Source organism: Clostridium sp. SGI.024 (genome assembly GCF_050315195.1).
Taxonomy (GTDB): domain Bacteria; phylum Bacillota; class Clostridia; order Clostridiales; family Clostridiaceae; genus Clostridium.
In genome coordinates this window covers 78,630-94,064 of record NZ_JBNPON010000001.1, presented here as the reverse complement: position 1 = coordinate 94,064, position 15,435 = coordinate 78,630, and the positions used below count along the sequence as shown (strand labels likewise).

Here is a 15,435-nt window from a genome sequence, read left to right as displayed (position 1 = left end):
GTATGAAGAAAAAATTATTAGGGTTAGTGCTTTGTGCATCTATGTTAGCAACAGGGTTAGTAGGATGTAGTAAATCAGGAACAACTACAAAAGAAGAAAGTAGTAAAGATAAGGAAGTTTATGTTTATTTAGTTTCTAAAGGCTTCCAACATCAATTCTGGCAAGCAGTTAAGCAAGGGGCTGAAGAAAAGGCAAAAGAACTTGGTGCAAAAATTGAGTTTGTAGGACCTAATACAGAATCTGATATAGCAGATCAAGTTCAAATGTTAAACAATGCTATTAACTTGAAGCCAAACGCTATAGGACTTGCAGCCCTTAGTACAGAAGCATGTTTAGAAGCAATTCAAACAGCTAAAGATGCTGGAATCCCAATAATAGGTTTTGATTCAGGTGTACCTGGTGCTCCAAAAGGAGCAGTTTATGCAAATGCTTCTACAGATAACTATAAAGCAGGACAATTAGCTGCAGAAAACACTTATCCATTAATTAAAGATAAAATTGCAAAAGCAACTGCACCAGTAAGAATAGGTGTAATGAATCAAGATGCAACTTCTGAATCTATAGTTAACCGTGGTAGTGGATTTATTGATAAGATAAAAGCTTTAGCAGAAGCAGATGGAAAAGTTGTTTCTGTTGAAGGTCATGACAAATGGACTAAGAAAGCTGATAAAGCAAATGTAATAATAGATGTAGCAGTTCCTGCAAGTGTTAATGCTGAACAAGCAACAACTGATGGTATTAATTTATTAAATAAACAAGATACTATTTGTATTTATGGTTCAAATCAATTCTCAGGTGAAGCATTAATAAATGCAGATGGTAACTTAAAAAAATTAGGAAAAGATGTTGTAGGTATTGCTTTCGATTCAGGTTCTTTAATAAAGGGAGCTATTAAAGATGGTAGATTAGCTGGAGCTGTTACACAAGATCCACTTTCAATTGGACGTAAAACAGTAGAGTTAGCTGTTAAAGCAGCAAAAGGCGAATCAGTATCTGATGTTGATACAGGATGCCAATGGTATACAGCTAAAAATATGACAGATCCAAAAATAGCACCAAATTTATATGACTAAGAAAATTTCTAAATTTTACATTTTTAATTAGGGAGCTGCTTAGACAGCTCCTTTTTGAAAGGAGAAATAATAATGTTAAATAAGATTCCTAAAATATTATCACCAGAGTTAGTTAAGACCCTTATGGAAATGGGGCATGGAGATACTATTGTAATAGCAGATGGAAATTTTCCTTCAGAGACCTACGGTAAAAAAGTTATAAGAGCAGATGGTCATGGAGTTCCAGAATTGTTAGATGCTATTTTAGAGTTATGTCCATTAGATGTTAAATATAGTGAAACACCGGTTGGATTAATGGAGGTAGTACAAGGCGATACAATTGTTCCGACTATTTGGGATGAATATAAGTATATATTGGATGAGCATTATAGTCAAAGACCTAATATAGATTATATAGAAAGATTTAGGTTTTATAATTATGCAAAAGAAGCTTACGCTATAATTGCTACAGGAGAAAAAGCTGTTTATGCTAATATTTTATTAACTAAAGGAATAGTGGGTTGAAATGTAAAATGCAAAATAAAGAATGTAAAATTGATGTGGTAATTCTACATTCAAAATCTACAGTTCCCTTTACGTAATAAATAACATATAAAACAAAATAAAACAAAGGAAATAAAAATAAAAAATGTAAATATTTAGTTGATTTATTTACTTGTTAATGGTAAAATCAAATTAAACAAAGAAAATAAAAATAAAAACAACATAAATAAAAGGTTGTTTATAAATTATAAATAGACAAGCCTTCAGGAGGGAATAGTATGATATCAGAATATGAAATAAAAAAACAAATTTGTGAAATTGGAAAAAGAATTTATGATAAGGGCATGGTTGCAGCTAACGATGGTAATATATCAGTAAAAATTAGTGATAACGAGTTTCTATGTACACCTACAGGAGTTAGTAAAGGCTTTATGACAGCAGATTATATTTGTAAGGTAGATAAAGAAGGAAATGTAATTAGAGCAAATGGTAATTTTAAGCCATCATCAGAAATAAAGATGCATATGCGTGTTTATAAAGAAAGACCAGATGTTAAATCAGTAGTACATGCGCATCCAATGTATGCAACAGGATTTGCAATTGCAGGAATTCCCCTTAATCAACCTATTATGCCAGAAGCAGTTATTGCTTTAGGAGAAGTTCCAATAGCAGCATATGGAACACCATCTACAATGGAAATACCAGATGCCGTATCAAAGTTTTTACAAAATTATGATGCAGTTTTATTAGAAAATCATGGTGCATTAACTTATGGAGATTCATTACTTGGAGCATATCACAAGATGGAATCAGTAGAGTTTTATGCACAGTTATTATATATATCAAGACAATTAGGTGGACCTAAAGAATTGCCACAAGATGAAGTAAGAAAGTTATGTAATATGCGTGAAGCTTATGGATTAACAGGAAGACATCCTGGAGAAGCAATATTAAAGAATAACGAAAAAAATGAAGATATTAGTTCAGATATAGTATCAGAAATAACAAAAAAGGTAATGGAACAATTAAATTTGAAATAGTGAGGAATTATTTATGAGTAATTATAGTATTCCAAAGAGCACTAGGATAAATAAATTAATAGATGCACTATTTGAGAAAATACCAGAAATTGAAGCAGATAGAGGTATTCTTATTACCGAATCTTATATGAAAACAGAGGACAAACCTATTATTACAAGGCGTGCAGAAGCATTTGCCCATATCTTAGAGAATATTCCAATTGTAATTAGAGATAATGAACTTATTGTAGGAAGCACAACTAAATCACCAAGAGGATGCCAAGTGTTTCCGGAATTCTCTTTCTCTTGGTTAGAAAGTGAATTCGATACTATTGAAAAAAGAAGCGCAGATCCATTTTACATTTCAGAAGAAACAAAGGTAGCTTTAAAAAATGCTTATAAATATTGGCATGGAAAAACCACTAGTGAGTTAGCTACTTCTTATATGAATCCAGATACAATAAAAGCAATAGAATACAATATATTTACTCCAGGAAACTATTATTATAATGGGGTTGGTCATGTAACAGTATGTTATGACAAAATCCTAGAAATAGGATATGAAGGTATTATAAAAGAAGCACAAGATGAATTAAAGCTTTGTAGAGTTTCAGATATGGACTATGTAAGTAAAAGTCAGTTTTTAAATTCTGTTATTTTAAGCTGCAAAGCAGTTATTAATTATGCAAAACGTTATTCTGTTTTAGCTAAAAAGCTTGCAGAAAAATGTATTGATAAAAAAAGAAAAAAAGAATTAGAAATAATATCTAAAAATTGTGATAGAGTTCCAGAAAAAGGAGCAAGGAATTTTTATGAAGCATGTCAGTCTTTTTGGTTTGTTCAAATGCTTCTTCAATTAGAATCAAGTGGACACTCTATATCACCAGGAAGATTTGATCAATATATGTATCCTTATTATGAATTAAGTATTAATAAAGGAGAACTAAATAAGGAAGAAGCACAAGAACTTATAGATTGTATTTGGGTTAAATTAAATGAACTTAATAAGGTTAGAGATGCAGCTTCAGCAGAAGGTTTTGCAGGTTATGGATTATTTCAAAATTTAATTGTTGGAGGCCAAAATGGAGAAGGTATAGATGTTACAAATGACTTATCTTATATGTGCATAGAAGCATCTTTGCATATAATGTTACCTCAACCTTCATTATCTGTTAGAGTTTGGAATAAAACACCACATGACTTTTTAGTAAAGGCAGTTACATTAACTAAAACTGGAATAGGGTTACCAGCTTATTATAATGATGAAGTTATTATACCATCATTAGTAAACAGAGGTTTAACTTTAAGTGATGCTAGAGAATATAACATAATTGGATGTGTTGAACCACAAAAAGCAGGTAAAACAGAAGGATGGCATGATGCAGCATTCTTTAATATGTGTAGACCATTAGAATTAGTATTTGAAAATGGTATAGATAATGGTGAGTTAATAGGAATATCTACAGGTGATATTACTAAAATGAATAGCTTTGAAGAAGTCTATGAGGCTTATAAAAAACAAATGAATTACTTTATAGAATTATTAGTAAATGCTTGCAACTCTATAGATATGGCACATAAAGAACGTTGTCCACTTCCTTACCTTTCTTCTATGATAGATGATTGTATAAAAAGAGGAAAGTCAGTACAAGAGGGTGGAGCCGTATATAACTTTACTGGACCTCAAGGTTTTGGAATAGCAAATGTTACTGATTCTTTATATGCGATAAATGAGTTAGTATTTAATAAAAAAGAATTAACTTTAGAAGAATATAGAGAAGCCTTACGTGATAATTACGGTAAGGGAATTTCAAAGAATAAGATAGAAAATATTACTATGCAAATAGTTAAGAATTTATTAAATAAAAATATTAAACTTACTGAAGATGAAATTTTAAAGGTTGTAAATATAGTGAAAAAGTTAATGACTGTTTCAGAAGAAAAGAAGAAAAAATATGAAGAGTTATTAGATAAGATAAATGATATACCTAAGTTTGGAAATGATATCAAAGAGGTTGATAATTTTGCAAGAGATGTAGCTTATACTTATACAAAGCCTTTAGAAAAATATAAAAATCCAAGAGGGGGTCAGTATCAAGCAGGATTATATCCAGTATCAGCTAATGTACCTTTAGGGGCTCAAACAGGAGCAACTCCTGATGGAAGATTAGCTTATAGACCAATAGCAGATGGAGTTTCACCAACAGCAGGTAAGGATGTAAAAGGACCTACAGCAGCAGCTAATTCTGTATCTAAGTTAGATCATTCAATAGCATCAAATGGAACATTGTTTAATCAAAAATTCCATCCATCAGCATTAAGTGGACGAGCTGGATTAGAAAACTTTGTAGCATATATTAGAGGCTTTTTTGACCAAAAGGGCAGTCATATTCAGTTTAATGTTGTTAGTAGAGAAACATTATTAGATGCTCAAAAGAACCCAGAACAATATAAAACATTAGTTGTAAGAGTTGCTGGATATAGTGCATTATTTACATCTCTATCTAGATCACTTCAAGATGATATTATTAACCGTACAGAACAAGTTGGGTTTTAATATGATTAGTAAAAATATAGAAAATGATTATTTAAATGTAAAGGGAAGAATTTTTGATATACAGAAATTTTCTGTTCATGATGGTCCAGGAATAAGAACTATTATATTTTTAAAAGGATGCTTTTTTAGATGTAGATGGTGTTGCAATCCAGAATCGCAAAATTTTGAAATAGAGAAAATGAAGGTAAATGGAAAAATAAAGAGGATAGGTGAAGATATTACTGTTAAAGAAGTATTATCTGAAATAGAAAAGGATAGAGCATATTACAGGAGAAGTGGTGGTGGGGTTACCCTTTCAGGTGGTGAGTGCTTATTTCAACCAGACTTTGCTTATGGAATATTAAAAGGTTGTAAAGAGCTAGGAATAAATACTGCAATAGAAACAACAGCATGTACAAATTTTTCAGTTATAGAGAAAATATTACCAGAAGTTGATTATGTATTAATGGATATAAAGCATATTAATCCCATAAAACATAAAGAATATATAGGAAGCGATAATTCATTAGTATTAGAAAATGCAAAAAAAATATCTAATTTTGGATCAAATTTAACTATTCGAGTTCCTGTTATTCCTGGATTTAATGATACAGAAAAGGAAATATTAGATATTGCTAAATTTACTAAGAATTTAAAAGGTGTAAAAGAAATACACTTATTGCCTTATCATAGACTAGGAAGAGATAAGTATACTGGATTAAATAGAGATTATTTGCTTGATTCAATAGAACCACCATCAGAAGAAAAAATGAAGAAATTACAACAAGTAGTAAATAATATAGGGATTAGTGGAAAAATAGGTGGCTAAAAAGGAAAGTATCAAGGGGGTTTAAGATGGAACAATACTCCTTAGAAGATAGAATGAGAATAATTCAAGAAATTGTACCAGGAAAACAAATTACTTTAGCACATATAATTGCAAATCCAGATAAAGCTTTGTATGAAAAGTTAGGTTTAGATTTAAAGGGTGATTATAAAAAATCTGCAATTGGAATAGTAACTATGAGTCCAGCTGAATCAGCAATAATTGCAGCAGATATTTCTTTGAAATCAGCAGGAATAGAAATTGCTTTTATAGATAGAGTAAGTGGAACTTTAGTTATAACAGGTACAATATCAGATGTGGATGTAGCTCTTAAATCTTTAATATATTATTGCAAGGAAGAATTAAGCTTTACAATATGTAGCGTTACAAAAACATAAAAATAGTATGTGTTTCTATAAAGTTAAGTATGTAATTAAAAATATAAATTATTTATATAAAAGAGGAGGAAAATATGCAAAATGAGTTTGAAATAAAAAAACAAATATGTGAAATTGGAAAAAGAATTTATAATCGTGGAATGGTAGCAGCAAATGATGGAAATATTTCTGTTAAAATTTCAGAAAATGAATTCTTATGTACGCCAACAGGAGTTAGTAAGGGATTTATGACACCAGATTATATTTGTAAGGTTGATATAAATGGAAATATATTATTTGCCAATAAAGGTTTTAAACCTTCATCAGAAATAAAGATGCACTTAAGAGTTTATAAGGAAAGGCCAGATGTACAATCTGTAGTTCATGCACATCCAATGTATGCAACAGGTTTTGCAATAGCAGGAAGACCTTTAACACAACCTATTATGCCAGAGGCAGTAATTGCATTAGGATGTGTACCAATTGCTAAATATGGAACACCATCTACTGATGAAATTCCTAATTCAGTATCTGAATACTTACAGTATTTTGATGCAGTACTTTTAGAAAATCACGGAGCTTTAAGTTATTCCGATTCATTAGAAGCAGCTTATATGAAGATGGAGTCCTTAGAATTTTATGCAAAGTTATTATATATTTCAGAACACTTAGGAGGACCACAAGAATTATCAAAAGATCAAGTTGAAAGATTATATGAACTTAGACGTCAATTTGGAATGACAGGAAAGCATCCAGCTAATATTTGCCCAAATACTTTATCAGGAAAGCCAAGCTGTCATACTTGTGGTACATTATGTAATGGAAACAATAAAAAAGAAAATGACTCTAATAGTGACATAATAGCACAAATTACAAAAAAGGTTATAGAAGAATTAAATAATAGATAAAGCTTCTAAAAAGGAGAGACAAAAATGGATGAAGCCTATGTACAAAGTATAGTAAAAGAAATATTAAATAATATTTCAATTCCTAAGATGAATTTATCAAAGGCAATTTCATTAACAGAAAAAATAAAAGAAAAAGCAAATAAAATGGGGTTATCAGTAGTTATTGCTATAGCAAATGAAGCAGGAATACCAATTTCAGTTCAATGCATGGATAATTCATATATTGCTAGCTATGATGTTGCATTAAAGAAATCTTATACAGTAGTTGCATTAAAAATGTCCACATTGGAACTAAAAGCATTAAGTCAACCGGGGAGCCCTTTATATGGAATTCAATATACTAATGAAGGAAAGATAGTTATTTTTGGTGGTGGAGTTCCACTTATTTATAAAGGTAAGCTAATAGCTGGATTAGGAGTAAGTGGAGGATCTGAAGAACAAGATAGTTTGTTAGCGGCATACGGACAAGAATGCTTAGAGGAGGTTATGTTATGTCAGTGAAGGAAGATGAAATTAAATTAATTATAGAAAAAGTTCTAGCAAGTATAGCTTCAAATAAAAATGAAGAAAAGAAACTAGGATTATTCGATGATATGAATGTTGCAATAGCGAAGGCTAGAGAGGCTCAAGAAGTAGTTAAGAAAATGTCATTAGATTTTAGAGAAAAGATAATAAAGAATATTCGTAAGAAAACTTTAGAAAATGCAGAGACTTTTGCAAAAATGGCTGTAGAGGAAACTGGAATGGGAAATGTTGGTGATAAGATATTAAAGCATCAACTTCTTGCAGAAAAAACACCAGGAACAGAAGATATTAAAACAATAGCATGGTCAGGAGATAGAGGACTTACATTAGTTGAAATGGGACCCTTTGGAGTAATTGGAGCAATAACACCATGTACTAATCCTAGTGAAACTATTTTATGTAATAGCATAGGGATGATAGCAGGAGGAAATACTGTTGTGTTTTGTCCACATCCAGCAGCTGTAAAAGTATCTAATTTTGCAGTAAATCTTGTAAATGAAGCTTCAATAGAAGCTGGAGGTCCTGAGAATATAGTTGTTTCACTAAATAATCCTACATTAGAAACAAGCAATATTATGATGAAACATAAGGATATAAATTTAATTGCTGCAACAGGTGGACCAGCTGTAGTAACTGCAGTTCTTTCATCTGGTAAAAGAGGTATTGGTGCAGGAGCTGGAAATCCACCAGTTTTAGTTGATGAAAGTGCAGATATTCAAAAAGCAGCTAAAGATATTATAAATGGATGTACTTTTGATAATAATCTTCCATGTATAGCAGAAAAAGAAGTTGTTGCTATTGAAAATATAATTGATGAGTTAATTTATTACTTAAAAGAAAATGGTGGATATATTCTTTCTAAGGAAGAAGAAAAGAAATTAGCAGCTACTGTACTTACAGACAATGGATTAAATCGTAAATGTGTAGGTAGAGATGCAATTACATTACTAAAAATGATAGGTGTTGAAGCTCCCGAAGGAACAAGATGTATTATTTTTGAAGGAGATAAAGAAAACCCATTAATTGCAGAAGAATTAATGATGCCTATTCTTGGGATTGTAATTGCTAAAAATATAGATGATGCAATTGAAAAATGTGTATGGCTTGAACATGGAAATAGACATTCAGCACATATACATTCTAAGAATATTGATACAATAACTAGATATGCAAAGGCAATGGATACAGCAATTTTAGTTAAAAATGCTCCTTCTTATGCAGCACTTGGTTTTGGAGGAGAAGGTTTTTGTACATTTACTATTGCAAGTAGAACAGGAGAAGGTTTAACTTCTACAAGAAGTTTTACAAAGCAAAGAAGATGTGTTATGTCTGATAGTTTGTGCATTAGATAAGGAGGTATTAAATAGATGGAAAATATTGACATAGAGAGAATTGTTAAGCAAGTTTTAGAAGGAATGGCAACTGAAAGTACAGGTTGTAAGAACGGATCATGTAAGTGCAATCATTCAAAGGATGCAGTTCCAAAGACTAGTCGTGTTGCAATGCTTACAAAATTAGAGAATTTCGAAATAAAAGAATATCCAATTCCTGAAATAGGTGATAAAGATATTTTAGTAAAGGTAGAAGGTTGTGGTATTTGTGGAACAGATGCACATGAGTTTAAAAGAGATCCATTTGGATTAATACCAGTAGTATTAGGTCATGAAGGCACTGGTGAAATCGTTAAAATCGGTAAAAATGTGACTAAAGATAGTGCAGGCAAGCCTTTAAAGGTTGGAGATAAGGTAGTATCATGCATGATATTTAAAGATAATCCAGAAATTACGATGTTTGATTTAAACAAACAAAATGTTGGTGGAGCAGATGTTTATGGATTACTACCAGATGACGATATTCATTTAAATGGATGGTTTGCTGATTATATAGTAATACGTGAAGGTTCAACTATTTTTAATGTAAGTGATTTAGACTTATATTCAAGAATACTTATAGAACCATGTGCAGTATTGATTCATGCTGTTGAAAGAGCAAAGACTACAGGAATTTTAAGATTTAACAGCAGAGTAGTTGTACAAGGGTGTGGACCAATAGGACTAATTTGTATAGCTGTTTTAAGAACAATGGGAATAGAAAATATTGTTGCAGTAGATGGCGAAGAAAAAAGATTAGAATTTGCTAAAGAGCTAGGAGCTAATAATGTTGTTAATTTTAAGAATTATAAAGGAAATGAAGCATTAGCAGAAGGTGTTAAGAATAGCTTTGGAGGTTATTTAGCTGATTTTGCATTCCAATGTACAGGATCTCCTATAGCACATTCTAATATATATAAATTTATAAGAAATGGTGGGGGACTGTGTGAATTAGGATTTTTTATAAATGGTGGAGATTCTACTATAAATCCTCATTTTGATATATGCGCAAAGGAAATTACAGTAGTTGGATCATGGGTATATACATTAAGAGATTATGCAACAACTTTTGATTTCTTAAAAAGAGCTAAAGGAATAGGTCTTCCAATAGAAAAGATAATAACGCATACTTATTCACTAGATAAGATTAATGAAGGTCATAAAACTAATCTTGCTATGGAAGGACTAAAGATTGCAATAATTAATGAATAAAAATATAGGAGAGTAAAAGTATGGCGGCAGCTGTAGGAATGATAGAAGTATTTGGCTTAACAGCAGCTTTTGTAGCTGCAGATGCTGGATGTAAAGCCGCAGATGTTACAATTGAAGCTTTTGATAGAAATAAACCAGCAAATGCGGATAACCTTCCTGTTCCACTTATTGTTATGGTGAAATTTAGAGGAAGTGTAGAAAATGTTAAGTTAGCAATAGAAGTAGCAGAAAATGTAGCAAATAAATTAACTGGTGTAATATCTAAACATGTAATATCTAGACCAGAAGACTCTATAGATAAGATATTTAAAATAAGTGGCTTTGATAAAGATTAAATTTAAAGTAAAAAAAAAAAATTTAGGAGGAATAAAAAAATGGCACAAGAAGCATTGGGAATGATAGAAACAAGAGGTTTAGTAGCAGCAATTGAAGCAGCAGATGCAATGGTAAAGGCAGCAGAAGTTACCTTAATAGGAACAGAAAAAATAGGTTCAGGATTAGTATCTGTTATGGTTCGTGGAGATGTAGGAGCTGTTAAAGCAGCAACTGAAGTTGGAAGTCAAGCTGCTGAAAGATTGGGAGAATTAGTTGCAGTTCATGTAATACCAAGACCTCATAATGATGTAGAAAAAATACTACCAAGTATAAAATAAACTTCTTATGTGAAAAGGAGAAAGTTATGAAATCACTGGGCTTTATTGAAATACAAAGTGTAACAGCTGCAATAATAGCATTAGATAATATGTGTAAGGCTGCAGATGTTCAGCTTGTAACCTGGGAAAGAAAATTAGGAGGAAGGCTTGTAACAATAATTATAGAAGGAGAAATATCATCTGTTAATGCAGCAATAGAATGTGCAGTTAATAATTCATTGAAGGCATGTATTCATGCTGTAATAGCAAATCCACATGAAGAAATAGTAAGAATAGTAGAAATGAGTTCAAAAAGAATAAATAATATCTAAGAGGTGTATATATTATGGAAGAAGCTAAGAACAATAAAAAAGAAGCACCTAATAATATTGTCAATAAAGAAGAAGAAATAAAAGAAAAAGTGCAAAAAAAAGAAATAAAAAAAGTAAAGGGAAATAAGAAGGAGGAAAAAAGAATGATACAACAAGCATTAGGTATGATAGAAACAAGAGGATTGGTTGCTGCCATAGAAGCAGCAGATGCAATGCTAAAAGCAGCTAATGTAGAATTAGTAGGAACAGAAAAAATAGGCTCAGGATTAGTATCTGTTATGGTTCGTGGAGATGTTGGAGCTGTTAAAGCAGCAGTAGAAGCTGGAGCAGATTCAGCTTCAAGACTTGGAGAATTAGTTGCAACTCATGTAATCCCAAGACCACATGCAGATGTAGAAAAAATATTACCTTCTATTTAAATATCTATTAGAAAGTTAGGGTGTAAAATATGGATGAAAAAACCCTTGAATTCATTATAAAAGTAGTAAAAGATACTCTTAAAAAAGAAGAAGTAAGTTCAAATGGTTTTATGGTTCCAATTGGAGTATCAGCTAGGCATATCCATTTAACACAAGAACATGTAGAAATATTATTTGGACCTAAATATAAATTAACAAAAAAGAAAGAATTAATGGGTGGCCAATTTGCAGCAAACGAACAAGTTACTATTGTTGGAACAAAGCTTAGAGCTATTGAAAATATTAGAGTTTTAGGACCTGCAAGAAGCAAATCCCAAGTTGAGATATCACAAACAGATGCCTTTAAACTTGGGATTAAGGTACCAGTACGTGATTCAGGAAATATAGATGGTTCAGCATCAATTGCTGTAGTAGGACCTAAGGGCACAGTATTTTTAGAAGAAGGATGCATAATAGCAAAACGTCATATACACATGTCGAAAGAGGATTCAAAAGAGGCTGGAGTAAAAGATGGTGAAATTGTATCTGTAATAATAGATAATGATAGGAAAACAGAGTTTCATAATGTCTTAATTCGTGTTGATAATAGCTTTACTTTAGAAATGCATATTGATATAGATGAAGCTAATGCAGCAAATGTTACTAAAGGCACTTTTGGATACCTATTAAAAAATAAAGTAGGTGTAAAATGATATTAGGAAAAGTTGTAGGAAGTGTAGTAGCAACAAGAAAAAATGAAAAGTTGATTGGTTCTAAATTTATGATAGTTGATCCTATTAATAATATGATTAATAAGGGACGTATGGTTGCAATTGATAATGTTGGAGCTGGGATAGGTGATATAGTGCTTATAGTAACTGGTAGTGCAGCTCGTATGGGATTTAAAAATCAAGATACACCAGTTGATGCCCTTATTGTAGGTATTATAGATGATGGAATAGGACTTGGAGAAGATAAATAATGGATATATTAGAGTTAAAAAATATTATACAAAGTAATGGAGTTGTAGGTGCAGGTGGAGCTGGTTTTCCATCTTATGCAAAATTAAATGAAGGTATTGATACTATTATATTAAATTGTGCAGAGTGTGAACCATTGCTTAAGCTACATCAACAATTACTTGCTTTAAAAGCTGATGAAATAGTAAATACTTTAAATTATATTGCAAGTGTTATTGGAGCAAAAGATGTTGTAATAGCAACTAAAGAGTGTTATGTGAAAACAGTACAAGCCATTGAAACAGCTATTGAAGAAAGGTTTTTTCAAGTAAATATGAAATTATCTTTTCTTCCTGAGATATATCCAGCAGGTGATGAAATTATAACTATTTATGAGACAACTGGAAGATTAGTCGAACCCGGTAAATTACCTTTATCTGTAGGGGTTATAGTATATAATGTAGAAACTGTTTATAACATATATAAAGCTTTATTTGAAGATAAGCCAGTTACTCATAAATATATAACAATTGCTGGAGAGGTAAAAGAGCCTAAAACCATAAAGGTTCCAATAGGAATAACTTTTGATGAAGTTTTAAAATTAGCTGGTGGACCTAGCATAGAAAATCCAGCACTTATTCAAGGGGGACCTATGACAGGATCTTTAGTTAAAGAAATAGATGTTGTTACAAAAACAACTAATGGATTATTAGTTTTTCCACAAGATCAATATATAGTAAGGAAAAAAAGTCAAAATATATCCATTAGTGTAAAAAGAGCTAAATCTGTTTGCTGTCAATGTAATAAATGTACAGAAATGTGTCCAAGATATGCAATTGGGTATCCAATTGAACCACATGCATTAATGAGAAATGTTATGTCCGTAGATACTGCAAATATACAGTCATCATTAAATACTTTCTTTTGTTCACAATGTGGTATTTGTGAGATGTATGCTTGTGAACAATGCTTATCACCTCAAACATTAATAAATGAATGTAGAACACAGTTAAGAAATAATGGTATTATGGCACCAAAAGATGTCCCTCTTTCAAAAATGAATAAGCTTAGAAAAGAAAGAATGATATCTTTAGATAGGTTAAAATCACGTTTAGGTATTTCTAAATATGATGTATCAGCACCTTTAAGTTTAGATGAAATTACTACAAATAAAGTAAAGATAAAGTTAAGCCAACATATAGGAGTTCCATCCATACCAGTGGTGGAAAAGGGAGATATAGTGGAAGAAGGTCAAATGATTTCAAAGGCAAAAGAAAATAGTCTGTCAGTACCTTGTCATTCATCCATAGCTGGAATAGTATTGGAGGTAAATGAAAAATATATTATAATATGTAAAAGGTAAGCTTTAATAGGGACAGATTGAAAATAATAGAATTAATGTTTAACTACAATAACTATGTAGTTAGGAGGGAAATATGGGAAAAGCAATTGGAATGCTTGAATACTTAACAGTGTCAACAGGAGTTCAAGCTGCTGATATGATTCTTAAAACTGCTAAAGTATCTATAATAGAAGCTAAAACAGTCTGTCCTGGAAAATATATTGTTATATTTAGTGGAGACTTAAGTTCTGTAAATGCTTCAATTGAAGCATCTAAAAAAGCTCATGCAGAAAACCTTATAGATAGCTTCGTTTTAGGTAATCCACATGAAGATATATTATCAGCAATTTATGGAGCATCAGAGATTAAAAATAAACAGGCTCTTGGAATTGTAGAAACATTTTCAGCTGCATCAATAATAGTAGCTGCAGATGAAGCTGCTAAAACATCTCAGGTAGAGCTTATAGAAATAAGAATAGCAAGAGGGATGAGTGGAAAATCATATCTTATGCTTACTGGTGATGTAGGAGCTGTAGAAGCTGCAATTAAAAAAGCTACAGAAGTTGTTGGAAAAAGTGGAATGCTTTTAGATTGTTGTGTTATAGCAAATCCAGATAAAGAACTTTGGGATACTATTTTGTAGAATGTAGGAGAAAGAAAAATGTTGGCGATAGAAAGAAGAAATGAAATTTTATCTAAATTAAAAGAAGAAAAGAAAGTATTAGTTGGAGATTTAAGTAAGCATTATAAAGTAACTGAAGAAACCATAAGACGAGATCTTGAATTATTAGAGCAAAAAGGTCTTGCTAAAAAAACTTATGGTGGTGCAGTATTAGTAGATGATTTAAAGGAAGATTTGCCATATAACATTAGAAAACAAAATAATATTAAAGAAAAAAAGAAAATTGCTGAAATTGTTTCAAATATGATTCAAGATGGTGAACATATTATGCTAGATGCAAGTAGCACAGCTTTATATATTGCAAAAAGCATTAGAGATAAAGAAAATATAACAGTTATAACAAATTCTTTAGAAGTTATGTTTGAATTATCAGATAAGAAGGGATGGAGAATATTATCAACTGGAGGATTAATGAAGGAAGGTGCTCTAGCACTTATTGGTCCACAAACAGAAAAGATGATTAGTAATTTCCATGTGGATAAAGCAATTATATCTTGTAAGGGAATAGATAAGGAAATTGGAATTACAGATTCTAGTGAAGCAGATGTTGAAATTAAAAAGCGTATGATAAAATCTGCAAAAGAAGTTATTTTAGTAGTAGATAGTAGAAAATTCGATAAAATTTCATTTGTTAGAATGGGAGATTTTTTCGATGTAGATTATGTTGTTACAGATTCTAATCCGTCAAATGATTGGCATGATACATTTGAGAGAAATAATGTAAAGATAAAAAAAGAATAGTTTGTATATTCTAAGTATTC

19 protein-coding genes are annotated in these 15,435 nt (G+C 31.1%); all 19 read left to right on the top strand.

Annotated elements, in window-relative coordinates; genetic code table 11:
• Positions 1-2: 2 nt before the first annotated feature.
• Positions 3-1,073: an ABC transporter substrate-binding protein gene (locus ACQRD5_RS00490; protein ID WP_291629101.1), complete on the top strand. Its 1,071-nt coding sequence runs from the start codon at positions 3-5 to the stop codon at positions 1,071-1,073.
• Between the two features lie 72 nt (positions 1,074-1,145).
• Positions 1,146-1,577 carry an RbsD/FucU family protein gene (locus ACQRD5_RS00485; protein WP_320628230.1) on the top strand — a complete coding sequence of 144 codons (432 nt, stop codon included), beginning with the start codon at positions 1,146-1,148 and terminating at the stop codon, positions 1,575-1,577.
• A gap of 257 nt (positions 1,578-1,834) precedes the next feature.
• Positions 1,835-2,596, top strand: a complete 762-nt coding sequence (locus ACQRD5_RS00480; RefSeq protein ID WP_294168085.1) for a class II aldolase/adducin family protein — start codon at positions 1,835-1,837, stop codon at positions 2,594-2,596.
• Positions 2,597-2,609: 13 nt separating this feature from the next.
• Positions 2,610-5,132, top strand: coding sequence for a glycyl radical protein (locus ACQRD5_RS00475; RefSeq protein WP_427746397.1), 2,523 nt, complete (start codon positions 2,610-2,612; stop codon positions 5,130-5,132).
• Position 5,133: 1 nt separating this feature from the next.
• The gene (locus ACQRD5_RS00470; RefSeq protein WP_291629095.1) at positions 5,134-5,940 is read left to right on the top strand and encodes a glycyl-radical enzyme activating protein; all 807 of its coding nucleotides are present in this window, start codon (positions 5,134-5,136) and stop codon (positions 5,938-5,940) included.
• Between the two features lie 26 nt (positions 5,941-5,966).
• A complete protein-coding gene (locus ACQRD5_RS00465) occupies positions 5,967-6,335 on the top strand; it encodes a BMC domain-containing protein (protein ID WP_291629093.1) in 369 nt (122 codons plus the stop codon).
• A gap of 74 nt (positions 6,336-6,409) precedes the next feature.
• Entirely contained in the window at positions 6,410-7,222 is an 813-nt protein-coding gene (locus tag ACQRD5_RS00460) for a class II aldolase/adducin family protein (RefSeq protein WP_291629092.1), read from the top strand.
• 24 nt (positions 7,223-7,246) lie between these two features.
• Positions 7,247-7,723: a GlcG/HbpS family heme-binding protein gene (locus ACQRD5_RS00455; protein WP_291629091.1), complete on the top strand. Its 477-nt coding sequence runs from the start codon at positions 7,247-7,249 to the stop codon at positions 7,721-7,723.
• Positions 7,714-9,099 (top strand): aldehyde dehydrogenase family protein, encoded by a 1,386-nt coding sequence (locus ACQRD5_RS00450; RefSeq protein ID WP_294168092.1) that lies wholly within the window; start codon positions 7,714-7,716, stop codon positions 9,097-9,099. Before ACQRD5_RS00455 ends, ACQRD5_RS00450 begins: the two co-directional genes overlap by 10 nt.
• 15 nt (positions 9,100-9,114) lie before the next feature.
• On the top strand, positions 9,115-10,329 hold the full coding sequence (locus tag ACQRD5_RS00445; RefSeq protein ID WP_427746396.1) for a zinc-dependent alcohol dehydrogenase: 1,215 nt from the start codon (positions 9,115-9,117) through the stop codon (positions 10,327-10,329).
• Between the two features lie 20 nt (positions 10,330-10,349).
• Entirely contained in the window at positions 10,350-10,664 is a 315-nt protein-coding gene (locus ACQRD5_RS00440; RefSeq protein WP_294186014.1) for a BMC domain-containing protein, read from the top strand.
• Positions 10,665-10,703: 39 nt separating this feature from the next.
• On the top strand, positions 10,704-10,982 hold the full coding sequence (locus ACQRD5_RS00435) for a BMC domain-containing protein (RefSeq protein WP_291629085.1): 279 nt from the start codon (positions 10,704-10,706) through the stop codon (positions 10,980-10,982).
• Between the two features lie 26 nt (positions 10,983-11,008).
• Positions 11,009-11,293, top strand: coding sequence for a BMC domain-containing protein (locus tag ACQRD5_RS00430; protein WP_291629084.1), 285 nt, complete (start codon positions 11,009-11,011; stop codon positions 11,291-11,293).
• Positions 11,294-11,436: 143 nt separating this feature from the next.
• Positions 11,437-11,712 (top strand): BMC domain-containing protein, encoded by a 276-nt coding sequence (locus ACQRD5_RS00425; RefSeq protein WP_291629112.1) that lies wholly within the window; start codon positions 11,437-11,439, stop codon positions 11,710-11,712.
• A gap of 29 nt (positions 11,713-11,741) precedes the next feature.
• Positions 11,742-12,404, top strand: coding sequence for a phosphate propanoyltransferase (gene pduL, locus ACQRD5_RS00420; RefSeq protein WP_291629082.1), 663 nt, complete (start codon positions 11,742-11,744; stop codon positions 12,402-12,404).
• Positions 12,401-12,673, top strand: a complete 273-nt coding sequence (locus tag ACQRD5_RS00415) for a EutN/CcmL family microcompartment protein (protein WP_291629080.1) — start codon at positions 12,401-12,403, stop codon at positions 12,671-12,673. Before pduL ends, ACQRD5_RS00415 begins: the two co-directional genes overlap by 4 nt.
• Positions 12,673-14,013 carry an SLBB domain-containing protein gene (locus ACQRD5_RS00410; RefSeq protein WP_291629078.1) on the top strand — a complete coding sequence of 447 codons (1,341 nt, stop codon included), beginning with the start codon at positions 12,673-12,675 and terminating at the stop codon, positions 14,011-14,013. The genes ACQRD5_RS00415 and ACQRD5_RS00410 overlap by 1 nt, the downstream gene beginning before the upstream one ends.
• A gap of 73 nt (positions 14,014-14,086) precedes the next feature.
• The gene (locus ACQRD5_RS00405) at positions 14,087-14,635 is read left to right on the top strand and encodes a BMC domain-containing protein (RefSeq protein WP_291629076.1); all 549 of its coding nucleotides are present in this window, start codon (positions 14,087-14,089) and stop codon (positions 14,633-14,635) included.
• An 18-nt stretch (positions 14,636-14,653) separates the two neighbouring features.
• The gene (locus ACQRD5_RS00400) at positions 14,654-15,415 is read left to right on the top strand and encodes a DeoR/GlpR family DNA-binding transcription regulator (protein WP_294363371.1); all 762 of its coding nucleotides are present in this window, start codon (positions 14,654-14,656) and stop codon (positions 15,413-15,415) included.
• Positions 15,416-15,435: the final 20 nt, after the last annotated feature.